The sequence below is a fragment of the Rhodococcus sp. EPR-134 genome (assembly GCF_001647205.1).
Taxonomy (GTDB): domain Bacteria; phylum Actinomycetota; class Actinomycetes; order Mycobacteriales; family Mycobacteriaceae; genus Rhodococcus_F; species Rhodococcus_F qingshengii.
This window is the reverse complement of sequence record NZ_LVCT01000401.1, coordinates 1-18,500: the sequence shown is the minus strand read 5'-3', so window position 1 is coordinate 18,500 and position 18,500 is coordinate 1. Positions and strand designations below refer to the sequence as shown.

Sequence of the window (18,500 nt, the reverse complement as noted above, 5' to 3'; positions counted from 1 at the left end):
ACGGCGACCCGGACAGCTCCTCGGTGATCCGGCAGACCATCTCCAACAGCATTCGGTGGGAATCGTGACACGCCGGTCGCTTCTCGCACTTGGTCTGACCGCAACGGCGGCACTGTTCGTCGTGACCGGTTGCGGCTCGGACGACTCGCCTGGTGCCGACACGACTACGCAGGTTTCCGCCCCACAGGTCGGCTTGGCGCCGTTCACGGCTGCTCCGGCCGCACCGCTGAGCGGGGCGCCTCTCGACCGTGACGGCCTGCAACGAGCCGCGCTCACCCTGTCCGAGCTACCTGCCGACTTCGACGTAGTTCCCGACCCGGTCGACGACCTCGGCCTCGCACCGGCGCCGGAAAATTCGGAGGCGGACAAGTCGAGCACCGACCCCGCCGTCTGCGCCCAGGTTCTGGCGCCGATAGCCACCCAGGCTCCCGGATCGGTCGCCGACCTCTCCGACATGTTCACCGGCCCCGATTTCACGAGCATCGATCAGGACTCTGCTTCGTACGCCGACGGCACCGCGGCAGCAGCAGCTTTCGAGAAACTTCAGACCACGCTGGCTGGGTGTGCGGAGTATTCGGGAACCGATGCCGACGGAACGACAATCACCTATCGCGTCGGCGGAGCGTCGGACCCGAACATCGGCGACGCGTCTTTCGCTTTCCGAATCATCACGGAGAGTGGCGGTTTCACCTTGGTTGCCGACGCGATCGTGGCCGCAGTCGGGACGACGTTGACTCAGCTGTCCGCGACGGCGCCGAGTCCGATCGCCCCCGATGTTCTCCTCTCGATGGCATCGGCCGCCGCAGATCGCCTGCGCGCACAAACGCCCTGACAACGAGCGGATTCGTCCTGTCTCGGCCTTTCGCGAATGATTCGGGACCACAGACCCTTTGACAACTGCCCGTCCACACTGAACGGTGAGAGTAGGTACGAAACAGACCAACGCGACACACTGATGTGAGGAGCCAGAGTTCATGCCGGAACCCAGAAGGTCAGATCACACCGATTACGTAGCCGTCAATCCGATCTTCTCGAGGCCTGGCGAGGATTCGGTTGCATCGAAGTACACACTCGAACCCGATGGCATGCTTCCCGAGACCGCGTATCAGATCGTCCACGACGAAACGATGCTCGACGGCAATGCGCGGCTCAATCTCGCGACGTTCGTCAGCACGTGGATGGACGATCACGCCACCAAACTGTATGCCGAGTCGTTCGACAAGAACATGATCGACAAGGACGAGTATCCGCAGACCGCCGCGATCGAAACCTATTGCTGGCGCATCCTTGCCGATCTCTGGCACTCACCCTCCCCCAAGGACGCAATCGGCACCTCGACGATCGGTTCGTCCGAAGCCTGCATGCTCGGCGGCCTGGCGATGAAACGACGCTGGCAGCACGCACGAAAAACCGCGGGCAAGTCGACCGAAAAGCCAAATCTCATCATGAGTTCCGCGGTCCAGGTGTGCTGGGAGAAGTTCTGCAACTACTGGGACGTCGAAGCGCGTTACGTGCCGATCAGCGAGGAACACCGCACCCTCGACGGTCACGATCTGGACAAGTACGTCGACGAGAACACCATCGGCGTCGTCGCGATCATGGGCGTCACGTACACCGGGATGTACGAGCCGGTCCTGGAAATCTCGAAGGCACTCGATGCGATCCAGACGAAGACGGGACTCGACGTCCCCATCCACGTCGACGGCGCTTCCGGTGCGATGATCGCACCGTTCCTTCAGCCCGAACTCGAATGGGATTTCCGGCTCCCGCGCGTCCACTCCATCAACACCTCGGCGCACAAGTACGGGCTCGTCTACCCCGGCCTCGGCTGGGTGGTCTGGCGATCGCAGGATCTACTTCCCGACGACCTCGTCTTCAAGGTGAGCTACCTCGGCGGCAGTATGCCGACCTTCGCACTGAACTTCTCGCGTCCCGGCGCTCAGGTGATCCTGCAGTTCTACTTGTTCCTGCGTCTCGGCCACGACGGCTATCGCGCGATCCAGCAGTCCTCCCAGGACGTGGCGAAATTTCTCGCCGAAGGGATCGGGAAACTCGACGCGTTCGAACTGTGGAACGACGGTTCCGACATCCCGGTCTTCGCGTGGCGCCTCGCCGAGGGGCACACGTCCAACTGGACGCTGTACGACCTCTCGGACCGGTTGCGAGGCAAGGGCTGGTTGGTGCCGGCCTACCCCATGCCGGACGATCTCGCGGATCTGACAGTGCAGCGCATCGTGGTTCGTAACGGACTGAGCATGGACCTGGCGGCCAATCTGCTGCGCATCATCGAAGAGGAAACCACGTTCCTCGACGAACTGGACAGCCCGATGCCGCGGCCGCGCGTCACCGAGGGATTCCATCACTGACGTCGCTTAACGCGTGAAGAGCGGCCGCCCACTCCCCTTCGGGAGTCGGCGGCCGCTCTGGTGTTTCAGGTGTTACCGAGAGATCAAGCAGCGCAAGCCGGCGAGGTCAGACCTGCAACGCCGACGATCTGGCAAGCGGTGGTCTTCGAGAGCTTCCAGACGCCGTCTTCGTAGACGAACGACGCCTGCAGGCCCTGCTGCAGCGGCTGACCGTTGACGACGATGTTCAGCGAAGCTGCTGCCGTCTCGCTGCCTGTGTCGGTGACCGGGTCGAGGATCTCGACCTGGGCGCCGGCAGCCTTGGCGGCAGCGGCGACCTGGTTGATCAGCTCGGGATCCTGCTCGGCGCCCTGGACGAGGTTGACCTTGTCTGCGGCCGGAACGGTCTCGTCGAGTGCCTGGGCGACCTTGCCGTTGAGCTCAGCAGACGTCGGCAGTTCAACGGTGGTCGTCGCTGCCGCAGAGGTGGTGGTCGTAGGCTTCGCCGAAGTCGTCTTGTCGGAGTCTCCTCCGTCTGAACCACAAGCGGTCATCGTCAGGGCTGCTGCGATCGCCACGGCTGCAACGGTCATCTTCTGAAGCTTCAACTTCTCAGTCCTATCCATTCGGGTGTTCACATTCGAGCGTCAGTCGAACATCGTGCTTGCTCGAGGATCGTCGACAACATTACCCAACGGTAAGCGGAAAAAGTCTAAGGACATCCTCAGAGAAGGCTGTCGACCGCATCTGCTACCTCGAGCACCTCATCGGATTCGGCAAAGGTTTTGGCGATTCCCGTTCCGCTGGAACGGGTTTCGAAGCGAACCGTCACCACACCGTGCCCGGCGCCCTGCACCCAACCGTGTCCGTATTCTGGATGCTTCACGTCCAAACCGGGGTGCCAGTAGCGCTGAGGGACACGTGCTGCCACCGGAACGTCGAGTTCGGCCTCATCGAGGGCGCCCGTGAGAGTCTCGACCGGATAGCCGGGAACATCCTGATCCAACTCGGGAAAAAGTGATCCTTGCCGAACGGTGGACAAACCGGCGAATCCCACACCGACCAGGCGAATCGGCCCCAATTCCTGTGGATCGATGACCTGTTTCTGCGCAGTCGCGATGAGGATTTGGCGGTCGATGGTGGCAAACGGCAGCGTCACGGATCGAGTCAAGATACTCATGTCGGACTTCTTGAGCTTCAGTACGACGGTGCGAGCAGCTCTTCCGTCCTTCTCCAGCCTGGAAAATGCTGCACGACCACTACTTTCGACGGCGGCGCGCAGTTGCGCCATCGTGACGATGTCTGCGGCGAACGTGGATTCCGCGCTGATCTGCTTGGATTCGGCACGCTCGGCGACCGGCCGATCGTCGATCCCCTGCGCAAGCCGATGCAACCCCGGACCGACAGTGGTTCCCAGTATCGACGCCACCTCCGCTATGGGTGTGCGGGCAAACCCACCGATGGTTTCGATGCCGAGACGCTTGAGCTTTTCCTCGGCGACGGGACCGATCCCCCAGAGCTTTCGCACCGGCAGTGGATCGAGCAACTCGTGCTGCATCCCGGGAGGAATCACTGCGACGCCGTCGGGCTTTGCCAGTCCCGACGCGATCTTGGCGACCTGCTTACCTGCGCCGGCCCCGATCGAAGCGACCAACCCGGTCTCGGCTTTGATCAACGCCCGCAGGTCCTCGCAAAACGCGCGGACCTCGTCAGCTCCGACACCGGCCAACTCCACCGGTTCCCCGAAAGCCTCGTCCACCGACAGTTGCTCGAGGATCTGCATACGAAGGCGCAACGCGTCGAACGTGCGTTTACTGAGAACCGAGTACAGGGACATCCGTGGCGGCAATACCACCGCTCCACCACCGACCATCCGGCGTGCTTGATGCATCGGCATTGCCGAACGCGCACCGAAAACTCTCGCTTCGTAACTTGCCCCGGCCACCACCCCGCGCCCGCCCAAGCCGCCGACCAGCACCGGGCGACCTCGCAGAGTGGGACGCGTCAACTGCTCGGCGGAAGCGAAAAACGCATCCATGTCGAGATGCAGCACCCACCTACGACTTCGTGTGGGATCACCTTGATTCATCGGGGGTTACGGTTCTCTCAAAAGTAGGTGCAGAATTTACGTCCGCGCCTTCTTCTTCGGCGACTTCTTCTTCGGCAGGGGCAATACGTCGGCAGTCCGTTGAATGAAGGCGTGCAGGTGATCGAGGTCCTGCAACCGTTCCTCCGTCACCCGGTAATAATCCTTCGCTCCCGGGTACGGCGGAGCCAGATCGGCCTCTGATCCGAACTCCGTACTGACCTCGGTGGGTTTGACGAACAGAACGTCTCCGCAGATCAAGCCCACGATCTTCTCGTCGCAATACAGTCCGTACTCGCCGAACATCGCCCTTGCCCGCACGTCGAGCGGTTCCAACTGCTCGAGAATGCGCGCCACGGTTTCCTTGCTCGTGCTCATGAGAGCAAACTACTCCGGCACCCCGACATACAGACATTCATCGGGGAGCCGGAGTAGCTATGGCGGTATTAGACCTTCGTGATCGCGGCGCGGATACCGTCACCGAGAGCGACGGCGTCGTCTCCCGCTTCACCCACCGAGAAGGAGGTGGCCAGAACCTCACCGGCGATCAATTCGCGATGACGCTCCGCCCACTCCTTGCAGTCCTGCGGAACCTCGAGCACGACGTTGATCCGGTCCGAGACGTCGAAACCGGCGGCGCGGCGCGCATCCTGCAACTGACGGATACGGTCCTTCGCCCATCCCTCGGCTTCGAGTTCCTCCGTCACCGCGGAATCGAGTACGACCAGTCCCGCACCGTCCGGCAGTGCAGCCGTCGAATCCGGCTCGGCCGCAACCAGTTTCTGCGTGTACTCCTCGGGCAGCAGTTCGATGCCCGCCGCAACCACGACGCCGTCCGCGTTCTCGGTCCAGTCGCCCGCCTTGACCGCCTTGATGACAGTCTGAACGGACTTGCCCAGACGCGGTCCTGCAGCACGCGCATTGACCGCGATCTCGAAGCGCCCGTGCACGTCGACGTCATCGGTCAGATCAACCTTCTTGACGTTGACCTCGTCGGCGATCAGTCCGAGGAACGGACGCAGACGCTCGGCATCCGGCGCCGCAACCGTGACCTCGGGCAGCGGAAGACGAACACGCAGATTCTGCGCCTTGCGCAGGCTCAGCACCGTGGAGCACACGGTCCGGACGTCGTCCATCGCCGCTACCAGGTCGGGGTTCGCGGGGAGCTCCGACGCCTCGGGCCAATCAGCCAGGTGAACCGAGCGCTCCCCGGTCAACCCTCGCCAGATCACCTCGGACACCAACGGCAACAGCGGCGCAGCGAGACGCGTCACGACCTCGAGCACGGTGTGCAGGGTGTCGATTGCGTCGCGATCCTCGTCCCAGAACCGCGAACGAGACCGTCGCACATACCAGTTGGTGAGCGCATCACAGAACAACCGAAGCTCGTCGCACGCACCGGCGATGTCGTTGACCTCGAGGGCCTCGGTGATCACGTCGCGGGTGGTAGCGAGCTTGGCCAGGATGTACTGATCGAGGATGTTCTCCGAATCGGTACGCCACACCCCGGATTCCGGGGCGTACAACTGCAGGAAGCTCCAGGCGTTCCACAGCGGGAGCAATGCCTGACGCACACCTTCGCGGATGCCCTGCTCGGTCACGATGAGGTTTCCGCCGCGCAAGATCGGCGAAGACATCAGGAACCATCGCATCGCATCGCTGCCGTCGCGGTTGAACACCTCCTTCACGTCCGGGTAGTTGCCCTTGGACTTGCTCATCTTGAGTCCGTCGTCGCCGAGCACGATGCCGTGCGCAGCAACGGTTTTGAACGCCGGACGATCGAAGAGTGCGGTGGCCAGCACGTGCAGCGTGTAGAACCAGCCGCGAGTCTGCCCGTTGTACTCGACGATGAAATCGCCCGGGAAATGGCCCTCGAACCATTCACGGTTCTCGAATGGGTAGTGCACCTGCGCGTACGGCATCGAACCGGATTCGAACCAGCAGTCGAGCACCTCGGGAACGCGGCGCATCATCGACTTCCCGGTCGGGTCGTCGGGGTTCGGGCGGACCAGGTCGTCGATCATCGGGCGATGCAGATCGGTCGGACGCACACCGAAGTCTGCCTCCAACTGATCGAGCGATCCGTAGACGTCCGTACGCGGGTACTGCGGATCGTCCGACACCCACACCGGGATCGGGCTGCCCCAGTAGCGGTTTCGGCTGATGTTCCAGTCGCGTGCACCTTCGAGCCACTTGCCGAACTGGCCGTCACGGATGTGCTCGGGCACCCACGTGATGTCCTTGTTCAGCTCGACCATGCGATCGCGGAACTTGGTGACCGCGACGAACCACGAGGGAACCGCCATGTAGATGAGCGGCTGCCCACTGCGCCAACTGTGCGGGTACGAGTGCTCGATCGTCTCGTGCCGCAGCAGCTTTCCAGCGGCCTTGAGGTCCTTGATGATGACCGGGTTGGCGTCGAAGACCATCAAGCCCTCGTACGGCGGAACCATCGAGGTGAACTTTCCACCCGGATCGAGCGGCTGCACGACCTCGATACCGTTGGCCGTGGCGACATCCATATCCTCCTCACCGAAAGCCGGTGCGAGGTGGACGATTCCGGTTCCGGAATCGGTTGTCACGTAGTCGGCCGAAAGCACGACGTGCGCGTTCGGATGTCCGAGGAAGAAGTCGAACGGCGGTGTGTACGACAGTCCGACCAATTCGGCGCCCTTGTGACGGGAAACGACCTCGGGGTCCTCCCCCAGCTCACGTGCGTAATGAGCAACCCGTGCTTCCGCGAGCACGTACCGCTTTCCGTCCTCGCCGAGCACCTGGACGTAGTCGACCTCGGGATGAACCGCAGTGGCCAAGTTGGACGGCAGTGTCCACGGAGTCGTGGTCCAGATGATCGCGTTTGCGCCGTCCAATGGTGAACCCGGAGCGACCAGCGGCATGTCGACCGTGACTGCAGGATCCTGACGCATCTTGTACGCGTCGTCGAGACGAGTCTCCTGATTGGACAGCGGAGTCTGCTCGTACCAGCTGTAGGGCAGCACGCGGAAGCCCTGATAGATCAGGCCCTTGTCGTGCAGCTCCTTGAAGGCCCACATGACGGACTCCATGAAGTCGACGTCCAGGGTCTTGTAGTCGTTGTCGAAGTCGACCCAACGTGCCTGGCGGGTGACGTAGTCGCGCCACTCGTCGGTGTACTTGAGCACCGAGGCCTTGCAGTACTCGTTGAACTTGGCCAGACCCATGACTTCGATCTCGGCCTTGTCCTTGATGCCGAGTTGCTTCTCCGCTTCGAGTTCTGCGGGCAGTCCGTGGCAGTCCCAGCCGAAGCGTCGCTCGACCTTGCGTCCACGCATGGTCTGGAAGCGCGGCACCAGGTCCTTGACGTACCCCGTCAGCAGGTGACCGTAATGCGGCAAGCCGTTTGCGAAGGGCGGTCCGTCGTAGAAAACGAACTCTTCGCTGCCGTCCCGATTGGAAACCGACGCACGGAAGGTGTCGTCGTCGTCCCACTGTTTCAGGACTTTCTGTTCCAGTTCGGGGAACTTGACTCCGGTGTCGGCGGGGACACCGTAGTCGACTTTGGGATACCCGTTACTCGCCATGGCGATCTCCTCGTGCCAGTCGGACTCGGCACGGGGACGACGTGGCGCTTGTGCGCCGACACCGCGGTACCACCCCGTTTGCACCCCGTAGATCCGCGCTTGGATCCCGAGGTGCCACTCGATCGAGCTGTGACGGGCTCACCCGTTCGGTTCTACTGAGTTCTGGGCGCCTGAAGCGACAAGAACCGTTCTTCCGAAAGCTCCCCGGTGATTGCCGGATCACAGCCTGGTATTCGTGTTGGACAGTCTAATACTCGTCCTGGACCTTGTCGGAACTCGCCCTAGGACTTGTCGGGGCCACCCGGCGACTCGCCATGATTTCTCTGATTGTCATCGTTGGCGGTGGCTGCATCGTCGATCGACGAATTCGAGGAACTCTCGACTCGACCGTAAGGCGACGACATTCCGCTGCCCGATGCCGGGTCATCCAACGAAGGAACCGCCTTCCTGCTGGTCAGCGCACTGACCAGCAGGAGGACGGCACCTGCTACACAAATCGCGATACATGCCCACGCCCAGATCAACGACCCTGTGGTCAGGGCGACGATCAGGAGAGCGAAACCAACTCCCGCGAGAACCAACGTCACGACCAGCACGTATCAACCTTTGTCCGGTCCGATAGCTGAGCCGACGGGGCGCTCTCGGTCAGCTGTTTCCCTTGGCGAAGGACGGGCTGTAGGAATCCTGTCCACCGTCGACCGGAACGGCCGAGCCGCGCTGTTCGAGCTCTTCGAGCTGCGATTCCAGGTAGGACTTCAGGCGCACCCGGTACTCGCGTTCGAACGTCTTGAGCTGCTCGATACGGCCCTCGAGGACCGAACGCTGCTGGTTGATGGTCGCCATGATTTCGGTGTGCTTCTTCTCGGCGTCCGCCTTGAGAGCGTCTGCCTTCTCCTGAGCCTGGCGAAGCTGGGTCTCGGAGCGAGTCTGAGCGTCGGTGAGCATCGCCTCCGACTTGTTGCGCGCATCCGCGATCATGCCGTCAGCCTTGCTGCGAGCCTCGCTCATGAGCTGCTCGGAGTTGGTGCGGGCACTGCCGAGCAGCTGCTCGGACTCGGTCTTGGCATCGTTGGTGAGGCGATCCGCCATCTCCTGAGCCAGTCCGAGGACCTTTGCGGCCTGCATGTGGGTGTCGCCACTCTGCGGCGCTGCAACGGCAGCGGCGGCGGGAACCGGCGCTGCAACAGGTGCAGGCTTGGGCGGTTCGACGACCCGAGCGGGCTCCGGCTTGGGCTGCGCTGCGACGGGTGCTGCCTGCTGAGCAGGTGCCGGCGACTTCTTGGCAGCCGCGAGCTCCTGATCCAGCTCACCTACGCGCTGGCGCAGGTCCGCATTCTCTTCGATGAGCTGCGACAGCGCCTGCTCGACGAGGTCGAGGAATGCGTCGACCTCGTCCTCGTTGTAGCCACGCTTGCCGATAGGCGGCTTGCTGAACGCAACGTTGTGCACGTCAGCTGGAGTCAGTTGCGGCATGGAAGGATCCCTTCACGCGTCATTTGGCGGTCTAGCAAGCATTCAGTTGCAACACAGTCTACGTAGTGGCGAACCACTGGATGAGTTATGGCATCCATTCTGGCACACCACTCACTCGGACTGCGCTCAGCGAACAACCGACATCAGGATGATGACGATGAAAAGCAAGACCATGATGGATAGATCCAAGCGAACTCCACCGAGGTTGATCGGGGGGATCAACCTGCGGAGCAGTTTCACCGGAGGATCGGTGATCGTAAAAATGGTTTCGAGAATGACTGCGACCAATCCGGTCGGTCGCCAATCTCTGGCAAACGAACGAACGAACTCGACGATCACTCTGCCGATCAGCAACAGCCAGAAGACAACCAGCACCAGATAGATCACAGAGAGAAGCGCGTCCACACCCTCACTCTGCCTGACTTCTGCGGTGTGTCCAAAACAGACACACCGCAGCAATTCCGGAACCGGTCCGCATCGAGTCCGTCTTGTAACGGCCGGCGATGGGTCCGAATGCGACGTCCGCCGAGGCGGGCCGCCGTTCGAATGTGCTCACGTCACCCCTGCTCAGGGGCCGGACTGCGGTCGAGACCATCATTTCTGGCTGTAGAAACCCGTCTCGGCGATCCGACGGCGCTCCTCGGCGGAAACGTCGATGTCGGCCGGTGAGAGAAGAAACACTTTGGTGGCTACCTTGTCGAAAGAACCACGCAATGCGAATGCCAGGCCGGCCGCGAAATCGACCAGACGCTTCGCGTCGGCGTTGCTCATGTCGACCAGATCCATGATGACGGGAGTGCCGTCCCGGAACCGCTCACCGATGGTGCGGGCCTCTGCGTAGCTCTGCGGACGCAGTGTCGTGATCTTGGCGAGCGGGCCGCCGTCGTCGACAACCGGCGCACGTCGCGCTTCGGGTCGCTCTGCGCGCGCGTCGACCGCGAGGTTGCCACGGCTTGCCGGGCGCGGCGCCATCGCCGGGCGGCTGCTGCGGCTGGGAACGGTGTCGACGCGGGGCCGGGAGTCGTAGCGATCGAACTCCGCGTCCTCTTCGTCACGACGACTGGGCGCATAGCTCGCCTTCGAGAAGGCAGGTTCGACGAACTCGCGGTCGTCGCGCTCGGCATAGCCGTCGTGACTACGACGGGGTGCGCGGCGAGCCTGATCGGGCTCCTCCACGTATTCGTCCTCGTAGTCATCGAGGGGAACCATGCCGAAGTAAGCCTTGAACTTATGCAGGTTGCTCATTGATCGACCTTCCTTGGCGCGGCGGAATCAATCCGACTGCGACCGGTCGCAGCGGTGTGGACGGGTTGGGCGATCACCTGAGCGATCACCTCGAGATTACTGGTCGTGAGCCGAGCAGTGCGGTTCCGACACGCACGCAGGTTGATCCGTGGCGCACTGCAGCCTCCAGATCGCCGGTCATACCGGCCGAGAGTTCGGTTGCCCGGGGATGCGATTCGAGGATCAAAAGATGTGCCCTGCGGAGGATTTCGAACTGCTCGTCCGGATCTGATCCAAGCGGCGGGACGGCCATCAGTCCCGCGAATTCGAGACCTTCGGCTGATTCGATCCGCTCGGCGAGAGGCGTTAGCTCGCCCGTCGGAACTCCGCCACGCGCGGGGTCTCCGTCGAGACTTACCTGGATGAGCGCCCGGAGCGGCTCCGTGCGCTCACCGTCCGACAACGCACTCAGCGCAGCCCGATCGAGTGCATCGGCCAGTCGCGCACTGTCCACCGAGTGAATTGCATAGGCCCACTTCGCTACCGACCGAGCTTTGTTGCGCTGCAACTGTCCGATCATGTGCCAGCGAACCGGATCATCGATCGCGCCCGTCTGTGCAGCGCCGTCGAAGTCCGCGACCTTCTCCACTGCTTCCTGCTCACGAGACTCACCGAATTCACGGCACCCCAGCTCGTACAGGATTCGAGCGTCGGACGCCGGAAAGAATTTGGTCACCGGCAGCAGTGCTACGTCGGAAACCTCGCGACCGGCGGCAAGGCAGGCGGCCGCCAATCGCGCCCTCACCGAGTCGAGTGCCGTCGATATTTCTGTCAGCCGCATTTCCGTCTCGCGCATTTCTGCCTAGACGGTTTCCTGCGCTGCGGGCGCTTCCATCCAGATCACTGCAGCTTGACGCCCGGTCAGAGATTCTCGGCGATGACTGAACAACGCGCGATCCTCGATCGTGCACCGCGGGTCCTCGGCGACACCGGACACACCCGCGGCGAGCAACTGCTTACGCAGTCCCGCACGCAGATCGAGCCCCGGCGTGCCCTTCTCGGTGCGAGTTGCGCTGCCCGGCAAGTGCTTTTCCACGTCCGCGCGCATCGCAGCGGGAACCTCGTACTGGCGTCCGCTCGCAGCCGGACCGAGGAAGGCGCCGATACGCGAAACGTCCGCGCCCTGACGCACCATCTCCGCGAGGACGCGCGGGACGATACCGATGCGGGCACCGATCCGTCCGGCATGAACGGCCGCGATCACACCGGCCTCCTCGTCGGAGAGCAGAACGGGAACACAATCTGCACTGAGGGTGGCGAGCGCCAGGCCGGGAACAGTGGTGACCAGAGCATCCGTCACCGGAATCACTTCGTCGGTCGGTTCCGTCACGACAGTGACGTTGCGCGAATGGATTTGTTCCATCCACACGAGATGGTCAGGCTCGACGCCTATTTCGCGTGCCAGACGTCGGCGATTCGCATCGACGGCTGCCGGATCGTCTCCGACGTGATCGCCCAGATTGAACGACTCGTACGGTGACGCGGAAACACCACCGGCTCGGCTGGTCACGACGCGGCGAATGCGGGTGCGGGTGGTCGACTTCTCGGTACTCAAGATAAGTGTGCTCACAAACGTCGAAAGTTGTCGTCCGGCTCAGACGTGACCGGACATCCAGTCAAGAACAGGGTACCCAGAAATTCCGGGCACCCTGTTCTCGAAACTGTTTGTAGCCCTACGTCAGCGACGCATGAAGACCGGCACGTCGACGTCGTCGTCGCCCTCGTCTTCCTGGACCGGCGCATGGCGGGGGCCACCGATCGGAGGCAAGCTGCCCGAACCGGTGGTCTCGCGCGCTGCGGAAATCGGCTGCTCGCCAGCAGGTTCGGCGGCCACCGGTGACCGGCCGACCTCACCCGCGCGCCCGGCGCCGATAGCTCCGCGTCCCTGCGCGGTCGACTCCACGGGACGACGAGCCGGAGCTCCTCCGTCGAATCCCGCAGCGATGACCGTCACACGAACCTCGTCACCGAGTGAATCGTCGATGACCGTTCCGAAGATGATGTTGGCGTCGATGTGCGCAGCTTCCTGCACCAGCGAAGCCGCCTCGTTGATCTCGAACAGACCCAGATCGCTACCGCCGGCGATCGACAGAAGCACGCCGCGGGCGCCTTCCATCGAAGCTTCGAGGAGCGGGGAATTGATCGCGGATTCCGCCGCCTTGATCGCGCGTCCCTCACCCCGCGAGGAACCGATTCCCATCAACGCACTACCGGCACCGGACATGACACCCTTGACGTCCGCGAAGTCGACGTTGATCAGACCCGGAGTGGTGATGAGGTCGGTGATGCCCTGGACGCCGTTGAGGAGAACCTCGTCCGCGCTGCGGAACGCGTCCATCAGGCTGACGGCCGCGTCACCCAGCTGGAGCAGGCGATCGTTGGGAATGACGATCAGCGTGTCGCAGGACTCGCGGAGCGCCTGGATTCCGGTATCCGCCTGTCCCCCACGACGCTTGCCCTCGAAAGAGAACGGTCGCGTCACGACACCGACGGTGAGTGCGCCCAGCTTCCGGGCGATGCTTGCCACGACAGGGGCACCACCGGTTCCGGTGCCACCACCCTCGCCTGCGGTCACGAACACCATGTCGGCGCCCTTGATGACCTCTTCGATCTCGTCCTTGTGATCTTCGGCTGCCTTGCGACCCACTTCCGGGTCGGCACCGGCGCCGAGGCCACGGGTCAATTCACGACCGACGTCGAGCTTGACGTCGGCGTCACTCATCAGAAGGGCTTGCGCGTCCGTGTTGACCGCGATGAACTCGACTCCCTTGAGTCCCTGTTCGATCATGCGGTTGACTGCGTTCACGCCGCCGCCGCCGATGCCGACGACCTTGATTACGGCGAGGTAGTTGTGCGGGGGCGTCATCGGCTCTCGCCTTCCGTGTCGTGTTTCACGCTGCTTGTCAGTGCTGCTGTCTTTGTTACTGCTGTTTTTGTAGCTTCATGCTTTTCGAGAACAACCCTAAACCTCAACCACAGGGTTAGAGTTATGTCAAGTATTCGATCTGAAACGAAACGCTATGCACCGTCGTCGCGTTCCGCCATTAGGCGCGCCGAGACACACCGAAGTATTTGCTGCGCACTGACGCACGGCTGCACCGTGCGCTATCGGACCGTCGGCAGATCAGGACTGGACACGTCGTACGTCTGCCCCGGTTGGGTCAACAGCGGAAGCGTCACAGCAGCCTTACGATCCGAGTGCTCGACACCGCCCCAGTTTACGACCCGACCGTCGAGCAGAGTCAGCGTGACACTCGAAATCGACCGAGCGGCAACCTCTCCCACCTGAAATCTCAGATCCGGCGGCAACACCGACAACACCTCGAGCGCGGCAAGCGTCGGCTCGTCGTTCCACCCGGGCGTCGGTGTCACCAGACGCGGAACCCCGGGCGGCGGGACGCCCATCTCGAAGTCGACGCCCTTCTCGTCCAGCAGGTGTGCACCCTCAGGTGAGTCGACGAAGACGACCGGTACCCGTTCGGTGACGGTGACGCGGATAGTCGACGGATACATCCGCTGCACACGAGCCGAGGCCACCTTCGGAATCGTCGCCACACGTGCGGCGGCGGCGCCGGTGTCTACCCGCATCAACGGCTGACCGGTCGGTACGGCCAGGAGCGAAAGGATCTGTTCCTCACTGACGGTCGTCGCACCGAGAACTTCGGTGCCCCGGACCGAGAGCACCGGAGACAACCAAGCCGTCAACGCAATTCCCACCACCAGCACGATTGCCAGCGGTGCCACGATCAGCGGTCGCTTGAACCACTTACGAGTCGGTGTGGGTTCGGGAGCCGGCTCCGTCGACCGCGTCGAGTATCGCGATTCGGTGCGAGTACTGCGCCGACGCGTACTGGTGGCTTGTCTGGCTCGAGGATCTCGACGCCCGCGCCGACTTCGTGCGTCGGGTGTCATCGCGGCGCGGGATGCGGCGCCGAACGCAAAGCATCGAGGATCTGTTTGCCGAGCATGGTCACGTCACCGGCACCCATCGTGATGACGATGTCGCCGGGGTGAGCCAACGCCGCCACCTGCTTCGGCGCCTGTGACAGATCCGGTTGATAGTGAACAGGTTTCGTGACCGACTGAGCGACCAGCGCACCACTGACGCCCGGCATCGGCTCTTCGCGAGCGCCGTAGACATCGAGAACGACAACCTCGTCGGCCAAGTCCAGCGCCTGCGCGAACTCCTCGGCAAACGCGGCGGTGCGTGAATAGAGATGAGGTTGGAAGACCACGATCACGCGTCCGGCTGCCGAATTGGTCGACGACGAATCGTCCTCCGGTCGAACCAGATCCGCCGCCGCGCCGAGAACCGCACGAACTTCGGTCGGATGGTGGGCGTAGTCGTCGAACACCCGGACACCACGCTCGCGGCCGGTGAACTGGAACCGGCGGTGTACGCCACCGAATCCGGCGAGCCCCTCGACGATCTCCTCCGTCTCGGCGCCGGCGTCACGGGCAGCCAGTAGAGCCGCAAGTGCGTTGAGCGCCATGTGACGACCCGGCACTGCCATCCGCACGGTTCGCGCGGCGCTCTCGCCCGCCAGGTGGAACTGCAGGACTCCCCCGACGTCGTGCGCATGGAAGCCCAGTAGTCGGACTCCGACCTCGACACCGTCGACAGGCTCGAAGGCGGTGCCCGCCTCCACCTCCTGCGCGTCTGCCGATCCGTAACCGAGTACCCGGATGTCCGAACGGCCCGAGGCCACGATTCGCTTCGCGAGATCCGCCGATCCCGGGTCGTCGAGGCAAGCAATCAAGAGCCCACCCGGACGCAACTTGTCGACAAAATCGTCGAACACCTTCACATACGCTTCGACGCTGCCGAAATAGTCGAGGTGATCGGCCTCGATGTTGGTCACGACGATCACGTTGGGGTCGTACTGGAGCAGCGACCCGTCGCTCTCGTCCGCCTCGGCGACAAAGACGTCACCGCTGCCGTGATGGGCATTCGTTCCCGCTTCGTTGAGTTCGCCGCCAACGGCAAACGAAGGGTCGAAACCACAGTGCTGCAGGGCGACCACGAGCATCGAGGTCGTCGACGTCTTGCCGTGTGTACCCGAAACCAGGAACGTGCGATTGCCCTGCATCAGTGATGCAAGGACAGCCGGCCGAAGAATCACCGGGATTCCGCGGCGAGCGGCCTCGACGAGTTCCGGGTTGTCCTTCGGGATAGCCGCGTGCGTCGTGACGACGACGGTCGGACCACCCGGCAGCAGGTCGAGAGCATCGGCGTCGTGGCCGATCCGGACCTGCGCCCCGCGTGCACGAAGCGCCAGGACTCCTCGGCTCTCCTTTGCGTCCGAACCCGAGACAAGGCCCCCGCGGGAAAGCAGAATTCGCGCGATGCCGGACATACCGGCACCGCCGATTCCGACCATGTGTACTCGCTCGAGGTGGGCGGGCAGCGCGGTCATCGGTTTCCCCTTGCGTTTTCCTGGACGGCGTTTTCCTTTGCCGCGATGTCGAGCACGATCCGTGCGATCTCGGTTGCCGCGGTGCGGTGCCCGACGTCGGCAGCACCACTGCTCATCTTGTCGAGGCGCGCGCTGTCGCTCAGCATCGGGACGACGGTACCGGCGACGAACGTCGGCGTGAGCTCGTTGTCGGAGACGATGATCGCACCGCCCGCTGCGACAACGGGTTTCGCGTTGAGTTCCTGCTCACCATTGCCGTGCGGCAACGGAACGTAGACGGCCGGTAGTCCGACCGCCGAGACCTCGGCGACCGTCATCGCGCCCGAACGACAGATCGTCGCGTCGGCTGCGGCATACGCGAGATCCATCCGCGAAAGATAAGGAACAGCCACATACGGTGCCGTCTCCGAGTACTGCGTGACCTCGAGGGAGTTCTTGGGTCCGTGTGCGTGAAGGACCGAGATCCCGGCCTTCGCCAGTTCTTCCGCTGCTCCGGACACCGCGTCGTTGAGCGACTTCGCGCCTTGCGATCCGCCGAAGACGAGCAGAACGGGACCGTCCTGAGGCAGTCCGAAGTACTCGCGAGCTTGCGAGCGGAGTCCCGCTCGATCGAAATTGGCGATCGACGCGCGAACCGGGATGCCAACGATCTCGGCGTCCTGATCGCCGCGGTTCTTCACTCCGGAACCCGGAACAGCGGCAAGCACCCGCGTCGCCAGGCGAGCACCGATCTTGTTCGCGATACCGGCACTGGCGTTCGCCTCGTGGATGACGATCGGAATCTTGCGCCGGCGCCGAAGAACACCACCACGTGCGGCAAGATACGCCGGAAGCGCGACGTAACCACCGAAACCGACGATCACGTCGGCGTCGACGGAATCGAGTACCTCGCGGGTCTTGCGCACCGAGGCGAGGATGCGTGTCGGCAGTTTGACGAGATCCATCGTGGGCTTGCGAGGAAGCGGAACCGGCGGAATGAGCTCGAGCGTGTACCCGCGAGCCGGCACCAAGGTGGTTTCGAGACCACGCGCCGTCCCGAGCGCAGTGATTCTGGTGTCGGGCGCAGCGGCCTTGACCGCGTCCGCGACAGCAAGTGCGGGTTCGATGTGACCAGCCGTGCCTCCCCCTGCCACCACTACCGACAGAGCCGATTTGTTGCCGCTCACCTACGAATTCCTCGCTCTCGAACTTCTCGTGGATCTTGTGCCCTACGTGTCGGCGCCTGCCGACGCTGACCATTCTGCCCTCCCGCGGTGCGCTTCCGTGACCCAGCGGCCGCACCTCGGTTGGAATCCGAGGAAGGGCGAGCACCTTGATCTGCCCGCTTGCGTCGATCGCCCGTCTCGATCGCGCGCCGGCCGTCGCGTCCGCGTGCCGGTTCGATCTGCCGTGCGGGCTTCGGTCGACGGATCGGCCGGCCCCCTGACGGCGGGTGGTACAGCACGGGCTTCGGCAGTCTGAGCAACTTCGAGATCTTGCCGTCCTGCCCGGAGTGCAGATCGGCAACTGCTTCGGGCTCGTGGCGCGCTGCATTGGCGATGACACCGAACATGAACAATGTGATCGCCAAGGACGAACCGCCGGCGGAGACCAAGGGCAACTGGAGTCCGGTCACCGGCAGCAGTCCGATGACGTAACCGATGTTGATCATTGCCTGGCCGACGATCCAGGTAGTTGCAGTGGCCGACAGGAGCCGCCAGAACGGATCGATGCTGCGGGCTGCGATCCGCAATCCCGTGTAGACGAATACAGCGAACAAACCGATCACCACTGCGCAGCCGACAAATCCCAACTCTTCGCCGATGATCGCGAAGATGAAGTCGTTGTGCGCGTTGGGTAGGTAGTTCCACTTGGCGACGCTCTGACCGAGTCCGCGTCCGAAAAGGCCCCCGTCGGCGAGCGAATACAAAGCCTGCTTGGCCTGATAGTTGTTGCCCTGCAGGTCGTCGCTCTTGTTGAAGAAGGCTTGAACTCGATCGGAACGATAACCGGCCGTCATCGCCAGCACGCCCGCCACGACGACGCCCGTCACCGCGATCGAGCCGAAGAGCTTCAGTGGCAGCCCACCGAACCACAGCAGGGCCCCGACGATGATTCCCAATGCGATGGTCGTACTGAGGTTCGGTTGCGCGACGACCAGCGCGAAGACCAGCATTGCTGCGGGCACGAGCGGAATCAGGATCGACTTCACGGATCGGTCGTCCGGCCGCCGCGAAGCCAACAGATGGGCGCCCCAGATCGCCAACGCGACCTTCATGATTTCCGAGGGCTGCACCGAGAACCCGCCGACGTTGAACCAGCGACGCGCGCCCTGCGCTTCTGTGCCGATTCCCGG

17 protein-coding genes are annotated in these 18,500 nt (G+C 63.1%); 2 read left to right on the top strand and 15 right to left on the bottom strand.

Annotated features, from left to right (window positions below; translation table 11 throughout):
- Positions 1 to 832, top strand: an 832-nt coding sequence (locus A2J01_RS18495) for a hypothetical protein (protein WP_231915825.1), incomplete at its 5' end; no start/stop codon positions are given.
- Between the two features lie 142 nt (positions 833 to 974).
- Positions 975 to 2,366: a glutamate decarboxylase gene (locus tag A2J01_RS18490; RefSeq protein WP_064113278.1), complete on the top strand. Its 1,392-nt coding sequence runs from the start codon at positions 975 to 977 to the stop codon at positions 2,364 to 2,366.
- Between the two features lie 83 nt (positions 2,367 to 2,449).
- On the opposite strand, the gene A2J01_RS18485 is transcribed toward A2J01_RS18490, so the two are convergent.
- The 15 genes from A2J01_RS18485 to A2J01_RS18410 all read right to left on the bottom strand — a co-directional run.
- The gene (locus A2J01_RS18485; RefSeq protein ID WP_230587603.1) at positions 2,450 to 2,938 is read right to left on the bottom strand and encodes a hypothetical protein; all 489 of its coding nucleotides are present in this window, start codon (positions 2,936 to 2,938) and stop codon (positions 2,450 to 2,452) included.
- Between the two features lie 131 nt (positions 2,939 to 3,069).
- Positions 3,070 to 4,434 carry a DNA polymerase IV gene (locus A2J01_RS18480; RefSeq protein WP_064113277.1) on the bottom strand — a complete coding sequence of 455 codons (1,365 nt, stop codon included), beginning with the start codon at positions 4,432 to 4,434 and terminating at the stop codon, positions 3,070 to 3,072.
- Positions 4,435 to 4,470: 36 nt separating this feature from the next.
- Positions 4,471 to 4,809 (bottom strand): TfoX/Sxy family protein, encoded by a 339-nt coding sequence (locus A2J01_RS18475; protein ID WP_003941748.1) that lies wholly within the window; start codon positions 4,807 to 4,809, stop codon positions 4,471 to 4,473.
- 68 nt (positions 4,810 to 4,877) lie between these two features.
- A complete protein-coding gene (ileS, locus tag A2J01_RS18470) occupies positions 4,878 to 7,991 on the bottom strand; it encodes an isoleucine--tRNA ligase (RefSeq protein WP_064113279.1) in 3,114 nt (1,037 codons plus the stop codon).
- Between the two features lie 281 nt (positions 7,992 to 8,272).
- Positions 8,273 to 8,587 (bottom strand): hypothetical protein, encoded by a 315-nt coding sequence (locus A2J01_RS18465; protein ID WP_007733197.1) that lies wholly within the window; start codon positions 8,585 to 8,587, stop codon positions 8,273 to 8,275.
- A gap of 49 nt (positions 8,588 to 8,636) precedes the next feature.
- Complete coding sequence (wag31, locus tag A2J01_RS18460) at positions 8,637 to 9,464, bottom strand: DivIVA-like cell division protein Wag31 (RefSeq protein WP_003941722.1); 828 nt, start codon at positions 9,462 to 9,464, stop codon at positions 8,637 to 8,639.
- Positions 9,465 to 9,590: 126 nt separating this feature from the next.
- Positions 9,591 to 9,869, bottom strand: a complete 279-nt coding sequence (locus tag A2J01_RS18455) for a YggT family protein (RefSeq protein WP_003941780.1) — start codon at positions 9,867 to 9,869, stop codon at positions 9,591 to 9,593.
- 189 nt (positions 9,870 to 10,058) lie between these two features.
- Complete coding sequence (locus tag A2J01_RS18445; protein WP_003941752.1) at positions 10,059 to 10,709, bottom strand: cell division protein SepF; 651 nt, start codon at positions 10,707 to 10,709, stop codon at positions 10,059 to 10,061.
- 85 nt (positions 10,710 to 10,794) lie between these two features.
- Positions 10,795 to 11,544, bottom strand: coding sequence for a YggS family pyridoxal phosphate-dependent enzyme (locus tag A2J01_RS18440; RefSeq protein WP_030537030.1), 750 nt, complete (start codon positions 11,542 to 11,544; stop codon positions 10,795 to 10,797).
- 6 nt (positions 11,545 to 11,550) lie between these two features.
- On the bottom strand, positions 11,551 to 12,318 hold the full coding sequence (pgeF, locus tag A2J01_RS18435) for a peptidoglycan editing factor PgeF (protein WP_007733207.1): 768 nt from the start codon (positions 12,316 to 12,318) through the stop codon (positions 11,551 to 11,553).
- 108 nt (positions 12,319 to 12,426) lie between these two features.
- On the bottom strand, positions 12,427 to 13,614 hold the full coding sequence (gene ftsZ / locus A2J01_RS18430) for a cell division protein FtsZ (protein ID WP_003941788.1): 1,188 nt from the start codon (positions 13,612 to 13,614) through the stop codon (positions 12,427 to 12,429).
- A gap of 239 nt (positions 13,615 to 13,853) precedes the next feature.
- Positions 13,854 to 14,492 (bottom strand): cell division protein FtsQ/DivIB, encoded by a 639-nt coding sequence (locus A2J01_RS18425; protein WP_007733212.1) that lies wholly within the window; start codon positions 14,490 to 14,492, stop codon positions 13,854 to 13,856.
- 164 nt (positions 14,493 to 14,656) lie between these two features.
- A complete protein-coding gene (gene murC / locus A2J01_RS18420) occupies positions 14,657 to 16,165 on the bottom strand; it encodes a UDP-N-acetylmuramate--L-alanine ligase (RefSeq protein ID WP_030537033.1) in 1,509 nt (502 codons plus the stop codon).
- On the bottom strand, positions 16,162 to 17,331 hold the full coding sequence (murG, locus tag A2J01_RS18415) for an undecaprenyldiphospho-muramoylpentapeptide beta-N-acetylglucosaminyltransferase (RefSeq protein WP_064113276.1): 1,170 nt from the start codon (positions 17,329 to 17,331) through the stop codon (positions 16,162 to 16,164). The genes murC and murG overlap by 4 nt, the downstream gene beginning before the upstream one ends.
- Positions 17,328 to 18,500, bottom strand: a 1,173-nt coding sequence (locus A2J01_RS18410) for a peptidoglycan glycosyltransferase FtsW (protein ID WP_064113275.1), incomplete at its 5' end; no start/stop codon positions are given. The genes murG and A2J01_RS18410, both read right to left, overlap by 4 nt.

What these genes read in the sequence shown, in the direction of transcription:
- A2J01_RS18490 (WP_064113278.1), top strand. Translation starts at nt 975, where the DNA reads ATGCCGGAACCCAGAAGGTCAGATCACACCGATTACGTAGCCGTCAAT.
- A2J01_RS18485 (WP_230587603.1), bottom strand. Translation starts at nt 2,938, where the DNA reads ATGACCGTTGCAGCCGTGGCGATCGCAGCAGCCCTGACGATGACCGCT.
- A2J01_RS18480 (WP_064113277.1), bottom strand. Translation starts at nt 4,434, where the DNA reads ATGAATCAAGGTGATCCCACACGAAGTCGTAGGTGGGTGCTGCATCTC.
- A2J01_RS18475 (WP_003941748.1), bottom strand. Translation starts at nt 4,809, where the DNA reads ATGAGCACGAGCAAGGAAACCGTGGCGCGCATTCTCGAGCAGTTGGAA.
- ileS (WP_064113279.1), bottom strand. Translation starts at nt 7,991, where the DNA reads ATGGCGAGTAACGGGTATCCCAAAGTCGACTACGGTGTCCCCGCCGAC.
- wag31 (WP_003941722.1), bottom strand. Translation starts at nt 9,464, where the DNA reads ATGCCGCAACTGACTCCAGCTGACGTGCACAACGTTGCGTTCAGCAAG.
- A2J01_RS18445 (WP_003941752.1), bottom strand. Translation starts at nt 10,709, where the DNA reads ATGAGCAACCTGCATAAGTTCAAGGCTTACTTCGGCATGGTTCCCCTC.
- A2J01_RS18440 (WP_030537030.1), bottom strand. Translation starts at nt 11,544, where the DNA reads ATGCGCGAGACGGAAATGCGGCTGACAGAAATATCGACGGCACTCGAC.
- ftsZ (WP_003941788.1), bottom strand. Translation starts at nt 13,614, where the DNA reads ATGACGCCCCCGCACAACTACCTCGCCGTAATCAAGGTCGTCGGCATC.
- murC (WP_030537033.1), bottom strand. Translation starts at nt 16,165, where the DNA reads ATGACCGCGCTGCCCGCCCACCTCGAGCGAGTACACATGGTCGGAATC.